At 40.6% G+C, this 12,540-nt stretch carries 10 protein-coding genes; 7 read left to right on the forward strand and 3 right to left on the reverse strand.

The annotated features are described in order from the left end of the window. Window positions 1-6 precede the first annotated feature (6 nt). Window positions 7-3,318: a carbamoyl-phosphate synthase large subunit gene (gene carB, locus DI060_RS01030; RefSeq protein WP_108972795.1), complete on the forward strand. Its 3,312-nt coding sequence runs from the start codon at window positions 7-9 to the stop codon at window positions 3,316-3,318. A gap of 5 nt (window positions 3,319-3,323) precedes the next feature. Here carB and DI060_RS01035 read toward each other — a convergent pair whose 3' ends face one another. Next, window positions 3,324-3,764: a DUF1499 domain-containing protein gene (locus DI060_RS01035; RefSeq protein ID WP_108972797.1), complete on the reverse strand. Its 441-nt coding sequence runs from the start codon at window positions 3,762-3,764 to the stop codon at window positions 3,324-3,326. 198 nt (window positions 3,765-3,962) lie between these two features. Between DI060_RS01035 and DI060_RS01040 the strand changes: the two genes are divergently transcribed. Genes DI060_RS01040 through DI060_RS01050 form a run of 3 tightly spaced genes read left to right on the forward strand, consistent with a single transcriptional unit; the run spans window position 3,963 to window position 6,839 of the window. Further along, a complete protein-coding gene (locus DI060_RS01040; RefSeq protein ID WP_108972800.1) occupies window positions 3,963-4,529 on the forward strand; it encodes a TetR/AcrR family transcriptional regulator in 567 nt (188 codons plus the stop codon). A 9-nt stretch (window positions 4,530-4,538) separates the two neighbouring features. Continuing rightward, window positions 4,539-5,621 carry an alkane 1-monooxygenase gene (locus DI060_RS01045; protein WP_108972802.1) on the forward strand — a complete coding sequence of 361 codons (1,083 nt, stop codon included), beginning with the start codon at window positions 4,539-4,541 and terminating at the stop codon, window positions 5,619-5,621. A 15-nt stretch (window positions 5,622-5,636) separates the two neighbouring features. Then, window positions 5,637-6,839 (forward strand): DUF445 family protein, encoded by a 1,203-nt coding sequence (locus tag DI060_RS01050; protein ID WP_108972804.1) that lies wholly within the window; start codon window positions 5,637-5,639, stop codon window positions 6,837-6,839. Here the strand turns inward: DI060_RS01050 and DI060_RS01055 are convergent. After that, the gene (locus DI060_RS01055) at window positions 6,795-8,045 is read right to left on the reverse strand and encodes a hypothetical protein (protein WP_108972806.1); all 1,251 of its coding nucleotides are present in this window, start codon (window positions 8,043-8,045) and stop codon (window positions 6,795-6,797) included. The genes DI060_RS01050 and DI060_RS01055 overlap by 45 nt on opposite strands. A 6-nt stretch (window positions 8,046-8,051) precedes the next feature. Continuing rightward, a complete protein-coding gene (locus DI060_RS01060) occupies window positions 8,052-9,788 on the reverse strand; it encodes a DUF2339 domain-containing protein (protein ID WP_135354966.1) in 1,737 nt (578 codons plus the stop codon). Window positions 9,789-9,881: 93 nt separating this feature from the next. On the opposite strand from DI060_RS01060, the gene DI060_RS01065 reads away from it, so the two are divergent. The 3 genes from DI060_RS01065 (at window position 9,882) to DI060_RS01075 (ending at window position 12,469) form a co-directional block, all read left to right on the forward strand. Continuing rightward, on the forward strand, window positions 9,882-10,175 hold the full coding sequence (locus tag DI060_RS01065) for an FHA domain-containing protein (RefSeq protein WP_167836872.1): 294 nt from the start codon (window positions 9,882-9,884) through the stop codon (window positions 10,173-10,175). A 410-nt stretch (window positions 10,176-10,585) separates the two neighbouring features. Then, complete coding sequence (locus DI060_RS01070; protein WP_108972813.1) at window positions 10,586-11,431, forward strand: flagellin N-terminal helical domain-containing protein; 846 nt, start codon at window positions 10,586-10,588, stop codon at window positions 11,429-11,431. A 195-nt stretch (window positions 11,432-11,626) separates the two neighbouring features. Continuing rightward, complete coding sequence (locus DI060_RS01075; RefSeq protein WP_108972815.1) at window positions 11,627-12,469, forward strand: flagellin N-terminal helical domain-containing protein; 843 nt, start codon at window positions 11,627-11,629, stop codon at window positions 12,467-12,469. Window positions 12,470-12,540: the final 71 nt, after the last annotated feature.

Below are 12,540 nucleotides of genomic sequence, written 5' to 3' on the forward strand. Positions count from 1 at the left end.
AGCCATATGCCAAAACGAGAAGACCTTACATCAATCCTCATCATCGGTTCTGGGCCCATAGTCATTGGCCAAGCATGTGAGTTTGATTATTCGGGTACCCAAGCAACGAAGGCACTCCGAGAAAAAGGCCTCCGAGTCATTCTCGTCAACTCCAACCCGGCTACCATCATGACGGACCCGGAGCTTGCAGATGCAACGTACATAGAACCGCTGACTGTACCAGTACTAGAAAAAATCATCAAAAAAGAAAAACCTGACGCCATATTGCCCACAGTCGGCGGACAAACTGCACTCAATCTAGCCTTGTCCCTCCACAAGGAAGGCATTTTAGAAAAGTACAATGTAGAGTTGATTGGCGCAAAAGTTGAGGCAATCCGCAAGGCGGAAGACCGTGAGCTTTTTAAAAAGGCCATGGAAAAACTCGGTATCCGTGTGGCAAAGTCTTTCATGGTCTCCGACATGGAAGCAGCTAGAACTGCCGCAAAAGAGATTGGATTTCCCATTATCATTCGGCCAGCCTTCACCTTAGGGGGAACGGGTGGTGGTACTTGTTATACGCCAGATGAGTTTGAAGAAATTGCACAAAAAGGTCTATCTGCATCCCCCATCTCACAAATATTAGTCGAAGAGTCTGTTTTGGGCTGGAAAGAGTTTGAATTGGAAGTAATGAGGGATTTAGCGGACAATGTGGTCATCATCTGTTCCATTGAAAACATTGATCCCATGGGAGTACATACTGGTGACTCGATTACCGTAGCACCACAACAAACTCTCAGTGATAAAGAGTACCAAAGGCTTCGTGATATGTCTATTGACATCATACGAGAGATTGGGGTGGAAACGGGTGGTTCCAATATCCAATTTGCAGTTAATCCTGAGAATGGAGATGTCATAGTGATCGAGATGAACCCTCGTGTGTCTCGCTCTTCAGCCCTGGCATCAAAAGCAACAGGTTTTCCTATCGCAAAAATTGCTGCATTGTTATCCATAGGATATACACTTGATGAAATCAAAAATGATATCACCCGTGTAACTCCCGCTAGCTTTGAACCATCAATCGATTATGTTGTGACAAAGATTCCACGTTTTGCCTTCGAAAAGTTTCCTGGTTCTGATAGTACTTTGGGTGTACAAATGAAAGCTGTCGGTGAAGCAATGGCGATCGGCCGAACGTTTAAAGAAAGTTTTCAAAAAGCACTTCGCTCCCTGGAGATCGACAGGTTTGGATTTGGCAGTGATGGTTATTTAAAAGAGCTATTGGAATGGGAAAATATATCCGATGCAGAGAAATCGAATTGGTTAAAAGCAAAAATCAAAAGACCTACCGACAAACGGATATTTTATGTAAAACTTGGATACCAATATGGATTTACCAACGAAGAAATCCATGATCTCTGCAAAATAGACCCTTGGTTCTTATACCAATTTGAAGAACTCTATCTTTTGGAAAAGGAATTCAAAAATAAGGGTAGGGCAATGATACGCAAGATGAAGGAGGCAGGATTTTCAAATCGTCAATTGGCCTTCCTTGCAAAAGAATCTGAAATCATTAGCCAAATCCGTAGTGGAGCAAGCATTGATATTATTAAGGCCAAAGTTGAAAGTATTTTAAGGACAGAAGAGGAAAGCATAGAGTCATTTCTGCTTAGCTCCCAAATAAAACCTGTCTACAAGAGGATAGATACCTGTGCTGGTGAGTTCGAAGCATTTACTCCCTATCTCTATTCCACTTATGATGAAGAAGATGAAGCCGATATCACAAACAAAAAGAAGGTAATGATTTTGGGAGGTGGACCCAATCGAATCGGCCAGGGAATCGAATTTGACTATTGCTGTTGCCATGCTTCATTCGCATTACAAGATTCCAATGTGGAATCTATAATGGTAAATTCAAATCCTGAAACAGTATCTACTGATTATGATACCTCGGACAGACTCTACTTTGAACCTCTTTCCTTAGAAGATGTGATGAATATTTTCTACAAAGAAAAGCCAGACGGTGTTATCGTCCAATTGGGCGGCCAGACTCCCTTAAAATTAGCCAAATCACTCGAAAAAAGAGGAGTTCCCATTTTGGGAACAAGCCCTGACTCCATTGATAGGGCAGAAGATAGAAAGCGTTTTTCAGAAGTACTTGAAAAACTCAAGTTACTCTCGCCTGCCAATGGAATAGCTTCTTCAAAGGAAAAAGCAAGAGAGATTGCCTCACGTATTGGCTATCCCGTTTTGGTTAGACCCTCATACGTATTAGGTGGTCGCGCTATGCTTATTGTCAATGAGGAGTCAGAATTAGATAAGTATATGGAGGAAGCTGAAGAAGTTTCTGAAGATAGGCCACTTCTAATTGATTCCTTTTTGCAAGATGCAACTGAAGTAGATGTGGATGCGATCTGTGATGGAAAAGATGTCTTCATCGCAGGCATTATGGAACATATCGAAGAAGCTGGAATCCATTCGGGAGACTCAGCATGTGTTCTACCGCCACAGTCGATTTCTGAGAGAATGATCCAAGAAATTGAGGCAGCTACGCATTCTTTGGCTTTAGAATTGAATGTAAAAGGACTCATCAACATTCAATTTGCTATCAAAGAAGAAACACTATATGTTTTGGAAGTAAACCCAAGGGCATCGCGAACAGTTCCTTTTGTCGCAAAATCCATAGGCATACCTCTTGTGAAAATTGCAGTTCGTGTTATGTTAGGTGAGTCTTTAGCTAGCTTCAAATTAGGAAAAAAGTTCACTGCCCCTATGGTAACCGTGAAAGAAGCAGTCCTACCTTTTAATAAGTTTCCGGGTGTTGATACCATCTTAGGCCCCGAAATGAGATCTACGGGCGAGGTAATGGGTGTGGCACATTCTAAAGGTGAGGCCTTTGTAAAAGCTCAAATTATGGCTGGTGAAGAACCTCCGAAACAAGGTACTGTATTTGTGACGATCAATGACAAAACAAAACCTGAATTGTTAGAATCGATCAGAGCCTTATCCAATTTAGGTTATATTCTAATCGCAACGGAAGGTACACATAAGTTCTTGTCAGAAAACGGCATCTTATCAAGTAAAATTAATAAAATTTACGATAACTACTTTCCGAATGTTGTCGATTACATCCGTGAAAAGAAAATACATTTGATCATCAATACTCCTCTCTCGCGTGTGACACGAGAGAACGCCTTTACAATTCGCCAAGCAGCGATTAAATACAAAGTGCCATGTTTGACAACATCCCAAGCTGCGAAGGCTTTGATTGATGGGCTTGTCGAAATGAAGGACAAAGGGTACAGTGTGAACTCTTTACAGGAAATTCACGGAAAGAAGTAAATCCCCTAGATTTCCAAATCTTTCAGTAAGGCTTCGATGCGCTTTCGGTTCACACCTAGGTCTCCCTTTCCCAGGCGAGAGGCAGAGCGGAAGTGCAGTTTTTTATTTTTTTCATCTACATAAAATTCCACATCGTCCACAAAACGGAAGAGGAGAGAGGTAAACTCTGCATAGATATAATTACTTTCCAAAGTGATGATCTCTGCTCTCGGGTAGGATTCTATTTTTTTCTTTAGGTTTTCTATCGCTTGCTTTGCGTCGCCTTTGAATGGGAGAGCCTCTCGGAAATGCTCACTGTCTTTGGGATCTTCAAATGAGCTGACACAATTCGGAGTCTTTGGACAAGCATATAGCCTTCCCTCTTTTATACCTAAGATTTGAGGTCTCGTCCCTGTGCAGGAGACGAGTGCAATGGAAAACGAAATCGTGAGAAGACAAAACTTCATTAAAAATACTCCGCCAAATGAGAAAGTCCTACCATTCTGAACAGAATCGATTAGGAAAAGAGATCTTTCTTCGTCTATTCCAGGTATGCCAGCAAAGGCTATTTACAGCAAGTGTAGTTTTCAAAGTATGATTAAAAACTTGACTGATTCCATCGGATGTCTATTTTAAAACAGGTGTTCGATTAAGACGGTATCTATATGCCAAAGATTGTCGACCATGACCTTTATCGCATTGAGCTTTTAGAGAAGTGTATGCCCATTTTTGTGAAGAAAGGGGTTTCTGCTGTTTCCATGCGGGAGTTGTCACGAGAGTTAGGTGTTTCAACGGGAACACTTTATCATTATTTTCCGACCAAAGAGACTTTGTTTGGTGCTATGGTACGGTTGTTTGTGGGAAAGGATGCTGAGGAGATTGCAAAATTAAACTCTGCCTCCAAAAGTGCTTGGGATTTATTGAATTATCTTTCGGCCAAGGAAGCACACTTCATCAATCTCATGTTACTTGCCGTTGATGTGAACCGACACCATTCCGAATCTGAGGAGCTCACAGGTTTATTAGAGGAAAGTTGGAATTCGTACAAAACAGTACTGAGTGCATTCTTTTCGGAACACCTGGGAGAAAAAAATGAGAATGATGGTGAGGCATTTTTGTCCTTTGTTGTTGGTACTTTGTTTTTGAAACTATCTCGGAAACAGAATGCGACATGGCTCCATCTCTTTGAAGGATTGGGAGATATTTCAGGTTATTTCAAGAAAATGAGTTAAGGAGAGCGAATGAGTTTCTGGAAAAAGATTAGTTTTACCTTCCCTTTTGTCCTACCACCTGTGGGGTTAGTTTCTGCTTACCTCGGAGGGTTTTATTTACTCTCACTTCCAATTCTTATTTTTGTGATTCTACCTATCTTGGATATTTGTATGGGTGGAGACAAACACAATCCTTCCGAACAGGACGTGGAACATTTATCGGAACAAAAATACTTTAGATTCTTAACCTATGCCTGGGCCTTTTTGCAGCTATTTTATGTTATATGGGCCTGTCTCTTCCTTACGCATTCTCAATTGGCAATTTGGGAAATGGCTTTGTTTGCTTTATCCACTGGTTTAATCACGGGTGGCATCGGAATCACGGTAGGTCACGAACTAGGCCATAAGAATACAAGATGGGAACAATTTCTCTCAAAGATGATCTACATGACAGTATCTTATATGCACTTCTTTATTGAACACAACCGAGGTCACCATGTTCATGTTTCCACAATGAAAGATTCTGCTACCTCTAGGGAAAACCAATCTTTCTATTCCTTCTATCCACAAACCGTGATAGGTTCCTTCCTTTCTGCTTGGAAGATTGAGGCAAAACGACTGCAAAACCAAAACCGTCCTATTTGGTCATTGGCAAACGATATGATTGTGTATTTGCTTATCACATTTGGTTTTGTAGCATCATTGACTTTATTTGGTAGTTTCTATTCCGCAAAGTTTGTTTGGCAAATACCCGTTTTTTTCTTTCTTCAATCCTTCGTAGCCACTCTACTACTTGAACTCACAAATTACATTGAACACTATGGGCTTGAGAGAAAGGAAATCAGCCCTGGAAAATTTGAGAAAGTGGATATCACCCATTCTTGGAATCAAAATTTCTTTGTCTCCAATGCGTTTTTATTTCATTTGCAAAGGCACTCTGACCACCATGCGAATGCAAATCGTCGGTACCAAGTGTTAAGACATGTAAATGAAGCGCCTCAGTTACCATTTGGCTATGAGGTGATGATCGTAATCGCTTTGGTTCCTCCCTTGTGGTTTCGCTTGATGAACCCACGCCTAGAATCATGGCGAAAGTCCCTCCAACATTCGTAATCAAAAGCGAATTCCATGACTCCCTTTTTTAGTTCTAACATTTTCTTTTATTCCTTACTCTACGCATACATCGGATGTGTAACCAATTGGTTGGCTGTACAGATGATGTTTTATCCACTTCACTTTCGTGGATTTTTTTCCGTAATCGGATGGCAGGGTGTAATCCCCAAAAAAAGCCAAACAATGGCCTCCCATCTATGGAAGATAATCCAAAATTCGATTGCGAAAGACTCAAAATGGGAACTAAAGATACACGAAGTCCAAGCAGAAGAAACATTGAGAGAGCCTTTGTCCAATCTTGCCTGTGAACAAATTTTTTTGCATTTAGAAAGGAATTTTCCTAAGCAAACATCGGCAATGAGCACTGGCATTCGTATGGAAATCAAACAAAGGATAGTGATGGAGACGGAAAATTGGATTAACAAATATATGTTGCAGCTTCGAACTCTAGATGAGAGAGCATTGAATCTGCAAAATATGATGGTATCCCAGCTAACGGGTGATCATGTTCAGAAATTAAACCAAATCTTCCAAACTGTGGGCAGGACTGAATTTCGTTTTATTATTTTGTGTGGAGCTTTGCTTGGGGGACTGCTTGGTTTTGTATTGAGTCTGCAAGGAAAAGAAATGATTCCGATTTGGGCATTTGTTATTTTTGGTTCACTTGTTGGTTACATTACCAATTGGCTTGCGATCCAGATGATCTTCCGTCCCATACAAAAAGTAAAACTCTTAGGAAACATCCATTGGCAAGGGCTGTTCTTAAGACGAAGATTTCAAGTGGCAGATGATTTTTCACAATTTTTTTCGGAGGAGATTTTTTCCCCCGAACATCTATTTGATTTTATTTTCCTCCATTCACCTACGAATGAATTTTTGAAAGAGTGTTCTGCTACTATCCAGTTTCAAATCCAAAAACTGCAAAGAATCCTCCATCCTAATTTTGATGATATGACAGAGGCTCCCAAAGAAATCTCTTGGGGCATTGCGGTGCAAATACTGGAAGAAATCCAAAAAAGAAAACCAAGTCTTTTGCCTTGTTTTGATTTCCAAAAGGACTTAAGGCTGCGCCTCAAAGAGTATCTAAATGCACTACCCAATCAGCAGTTTGAAACCATCCTCAGATCCATTTTTAAAGAAGATGAGTCTTCTTTGGTATGGACTGGAGCTGTTTTAGGTGCTTGTTTCGGTTTGCTTCCTATCATTTATATTTGTTAGTTCTTTTTCATCCGTCTCTATCTTTCGATAAAAACGATAGCTCAAAAATGATAAAGCCAATAAACCGATATAGAATAGGGCAGAGGCCACATATCCAGAGATAGGTGGTTCGATGAGGGAATAGCCAAACTCGGAATTCTCTTTTTGTGGAGAGATTTGTAATCTCTCCATAGATTCTGAATTTTCTTCTGGTAGAAGGTAGGTATCAAACTCAGGAAATCTAGAGTAGCGATTGCCGTAATAGATTTTTAATTCAGGGGAACTACTTTCTGGCAAAAAGAATAAAAGTTCTTCTTTGGCTTTGGTTTGGGTTAAAGACTTTAGATGTACGAGAGGGTTGTCACCAGTAAAGATATGGATTCTGTAAGTGGAATACACCATCCGATCAAAATTGATTTCAAAGTCTGGATTCTCTTCTTGGTTGTAATCTATGTTTCCTGAAAATACAAGCTGCCATTCTTTTTCATTAAAAAACTCTTCGATTTCGATGTATCGATTTAGTTTTTGTTCTTCGAATTTGAGTTTGATTTTATTGAATGGACTTTTGCTAATATTTGAGATTGTATATGTCGTTTTTTCAGATGATGCAGTGAGATTAAATTCCGAAATTTCTTTACTCCATACTTGGTTACTTCCCACTCGTTCACGAGAAACAGAGGTAAATTTTATGGGTTCATTTCCTTTTACAGCAACTCGCACAAATCGATTCTTTGTTGGTCCTATGTTGAAAACGTTTTGTGCTTCTTCTCCATAAGAATAGGCATTTAGGGTCTGGGAATCGGTAAGGGCATTTGGATTTTGGCCAGTGGATACGGTTAGTTCTGCTTCATATTTTTCTTCGGAGCTGAGTTCTAGTTCGGTATAGACAAAATCTTTCGGGAGTTTGGGTAATTCGAGAACGTAGATGGTTTCTGTTTTGTCTTTTTTCTTAAACAATAGTTTTGGTTCTATCTTTTCAGGAGTACTTTTTGTTTGTTTCAATTCTCTTCTGATGTAAGGTATGAGCTGGCCTCCCGAGACAATTCGTAAATCCTCATAAAAAGAATGCAGATAAATTTCATCATCCAATAGAATGCTAACAACTTTCCCTTGCGTATCTTGGGTTTTTGGAGGTTCTATGTCTTTCAGATAACGGAAGTTCTTTTCTTGGAAAGGAGACGCAAGAAGTGAAAGATTACAGATTAAAAAAAGAATGATATGTTTCATAATAACCTACTGTTTTTCCAATTTTTTCTTTGATCGATTGTAAAAAATACCTGCAAGTACTAAACTCAAACCCAAGCCAAATCCAGCAAAAATACGGGCTATAGTCCCCATATTCCAAAAATCATAAAGATATAGTTTTAAGATTACCAAACTTAAAAAGAATAAACCAATCTTTCGTAAACGAGCATCGTAATTTATAAAACTATAAAAAGTAAAGATCAGTCCATATCCAGATATGATAGAGGTGTAAGCCAAAGTCTTGTACGGCGATGGAATAAAGTCATACACTTGAAAGAAAGATCCAATGACGAGAATGGGTATAGACGCATACAAAAACAAAGTTTTCAATGGATCTTCTTGCTGTAGGCGTATATGCAAATAGTAAAGAAGACCAGATGTTGCCAAAAAAAGGAAAAAGTCAACATTCAGGATGATGATGGCAGTGCTAGAGGGATAGGGATGCGCAAACACTAAATGTGTGATATGGTAAAGCCAAAATACCAATGCCACGATCTTGGCTGATGCCAAGTCCATCCGTGAGCCGAAAAGACTTAAAACACCTGCAAATGCCAATAGGATGATACTCAAGACTCTGTCTTCGAAGTTCAATGAGAGTGTCGCAAGTACGAGGAGAAAGAATAAAATCAAATTTCCATTAAAGATAAGGTCTGTTTTGATTTGGATCGAGTTCTTTTGGAAAGAATATAGATAGCCTACCAAAAATGCTACGAGTAGGAACAGGAGATGGACTGTTTGGAAGTTTGGGTAAAACAAATGGGAGATATAATAGGCCTGCAAATAGGCAAATACCAAATTGAGACCTGTGGTCGCGAAGGAAAAAACGGATTGTCTCTCTGATTTGAAATTAGGTATGGAAAATTCTTTGTATAGGTATAAGAAAAAAATAGATGTCTGGAATACCAAAGGGATCCAAAAATTAGAATCCACCAAACGATCCCATGCCCAGGCCGTGTAGACCAAATGGTTGCCGAGGAGAAGTAGGAGTGGAGTGATCTGCCATTTTGTTTTCTGCGAGAGCCAAACAAACAGTAGATTCCATAATAAAAGGTAGCTAAACAGAAAAAAATAGGAATTCTCTCCGGTGGATAGCAGGATAGGAACTAAAAATGTACCGAATAGTCCCAAACCAAAGATAGCCTCCTTGCGAAGAAAAAAGGATAAAGAGACCGAAAAAAGATTTAACAAGAGTAATCCGGCAAACGTTTCTTTGGATGTGTACAGATCGTACAGCTCATACCCTAAAAAATACGAGACAAATATAAATGAGATTCCTGTGCCTATCAGGGAAGGCCCGATCAAAGGCCAACTATTGGTGATCTTCAATCCATAAAGAACCATCCCTATACCAGAAATGATTCCCAACCAAATGCGAACGGATTCGTTGATCCAATACTCTTCAAAGGCTAAATTGATGAACCAGATAGCACCCAATAAAATGGTCGCAAGTCCTAGTTTGATAAATAGATTTTCTCCAATAAATGCCTCCCATTTTTGTAATAAAAAGTTGGGCTCTGGGGCTCTGGTTGGCTCTATGATGGATTCTGTCGCCAAACGGATGTTTTTTTCGGCAACCTTTGCTTTCTCTGGGCTTGTGTGTTCCCTGAGTGAAAGTTTCAGTTCATCTAGTTCTTTTTGTAAATCTTCAACGCGAGATTGGATTTCGGAAAGGCTTAAGGGCTTCTTTGCCATAGCTTTTGAAAGTATGCTCTGTCCAAATTCCATGTATACTTTTTTTTCTTTAGGTTCTGGTTCCTCCAAAAACCTTCATTAAGCACTTAGGCAAGGGTACCGAAACTCATAAGGAGAGAACCTTTAGTGGCACAAACAGGGAAAAGAACATTTCGATTGCAATCAGTGGATGGAGAAGGGCAAGCCATCGATGAGATTAGCTTTGAAAATGAGCTAGCCATCGGTAGAGCCCAAGGGGACCTCATTTTAGAAGATCCTTCTGTGAGCCGTGTGCACTGCCTCATCAGCTTCCAGGAGGGAAAGCTCAAGATCGAAGACCTCAACAGTAAAAATGGAGTCTTTGTTCGGATCACCGAGCCTTATGAACTTAAATTAGGTGACCAATTCCGCATTGGTAGAAAGATCTACCGCATCGTTTAATTCTCCCGAATTCGCCTCCGAAAACCCCCCATTCATTCTCTGAATGAGCACTGTTGAGTGCCAATTGGCTGGTAGTACTGCCAGTGCAAAAAGGGAAAAGTAAAGATTTTCGAAAATGACTTAAGGATTTTTGTGTTTTACCGATCCTCCAATTAGCCCCCACTCGCAAATTTTTTTAAAAAAAATTTTACTGCTAAAGTTGGTAAAAAATGCCAATTATTGCTAATATAGCCTAAAAAAAGTCAATTACATACTGAAATCGTCGGATTAATTTCCCATATTCCTTGGCCGACACTCTAAGGGAAGAAATAGAGAATTTTGGGCGCACTTAGGCCTAAAAACCAGACACAAAAAACCAGGAGGGGGAATGGATTCCCTCTCTGAACGATCAAGTTTCAAGGAGGAAACAAATGATCATCAATCACAATTTAGCCGCGATCAATTCACATCGTGCGCTCAAGTTTCAGAACGAAGAAGTTTCGAAGAATATGTCGAAACTCTCTTCTGGTCTTCGCATCAACAGTGCTGCTGACGATGCATCCGGTCTTGCGGTCTCGGAAAAACTGAGAACGCAAGTGAATGGCCTTAGACAGGCTGAACGAAACACGGAAGATGCAATGAGTTTCGTCCAAACGACTGAAGGATTCCTTCAGCAGACTGGCGAAATCCTGCAAAGGATTCGTGTTTTAGCAATTCAGTCGTCTAACGGTATTTACACTGACGAGGATCGACAAATGATCCAAGTAGAAGTATCTCAATTGATTGACGAAGTTGATCGAGTTGCTTCTCAGGCTGAGTTCAATAAAATGAATCTCTTCCAAGGTGATTTTGCTCGTGGTTCACGTGCGGCATCTATGTGGTTTCACATTGGTCCCAACATGCACCAAAGGGAAAGAGTTTACATTGCGACTATGACTGCAAAGTCATTGAACCTAAAGTCACAAAACAATGTACTCATGACCTTATCGACTGCTGACCAAGCTAACGACGCAATCGGAAGGATTGACGATGCTTTGAATCGAATTAGCAAACAAAGAGCTAACCTAGGTGCTTATTTCAACAGAATGGAGCATACTGCGAAAGGTCTTATGAATGCGTATGAAAATACACAAGCATCCGAGTCTAGGATTCGCGACGTTGACATGGCAGAAGAGACAGTGGCATTCACGAAGAATCAGATTTTAGTTCAATCTGGTACCGCGATGCTTGCTCAGGCAAATGTCCGACCACAAGGCGTTTTGTCTCTCCTTAGGTAATAATCGCTTCGCCTTGCTTTTGTAAGGCGAATTGAAAAACAAGGGATTGTGTAATCTTTAGAGTTAGTAATTAGATAATCGGCCGGCCTTTCCTGCCAGGTGGCAAGAGAAAGCTCATCCTTGACACCGGACAGGGATTGTCCGGCTAAGTGCATATATATACGCACTTGGTAATACACAAAGGAGTGTAGGCCAATGATTATCAATCACAACATGAGTGCGATCCAATCACATCGCTCTCTCAAGTTTACACAGTGGGATGTAGATAAGACGATGAGAAATTTGTCTTCCGGCCAAAGGATTAACCAGGCTGGGGACGATGCATCAGGTCTTGCCGTTTCGGAAAAACTACGATCACAAATTCGTGGTTTACGTCAGGCAGAAAGGAATGCGGAGGATGGACTTAGTTTCATTCAGACTGCTGAAGGTTTCCTCAACCAGTCGTCTGAAATCGTTCAGAGAATTCGCACCCTTGCGATCCAGACAGCGAACGGAATTTACACCCCGGAAGACAGGCAGCTCGTGCAGGTAGAAGTATCTGCGCTAGTGGATGAGCTCGATCGAATCGCTTCCCAAGCAGAGTTTAACCGTTTTAAACTCTTCGAAGGAGACTTCGCTCGAAACTCTAAAAAGGCGTCGATGTGGTTCCAAATGGGAGCGAACTCTAACCAAAGAGAGCGTTTCTATATAGGAACTATGACTGCAAAGGCTTTGAAATTGGGGAAGGGAGAGGTTTCTCTTTCAACTCCAGGTAAATCCGATGCGGCGATTTCTTTTGCGGATTTTGCTTTGACGAAGATCATGAAACAAAGAGCGGATATGGGAGCCTACCAAAATAGACTCGAAAGTTCCGCAAAAGGTCTCATGGGTGCATATGAAAATATGCAAGCATCTGAATCAAGGATTAGGGACGCAGATATGGCGGAAGAGATGGTAGCGTTTACCACGAAACAAATTCTGGTGCAAAGCGGTACGGCGATGCTTGCGCAGTCCAATCTTCGGTCAAATTCAGTACTGAGACTTTTATCTAACGCATAAAAGTCATAACAGGCAAGAGTTGCCAAAACATTGGACCTCTTTCTCAACGAGAAAGAGGTCTTTCTTGTTTT

The organism is Leptospira ryugenii, assembly GCF_003114855.1.
Lineage (GTDB): Bacteria > Spirochaetota > Leptospiria > Leptospirales > Leptospiraceae > Leptospira_A > Leptospira_A ryugenii.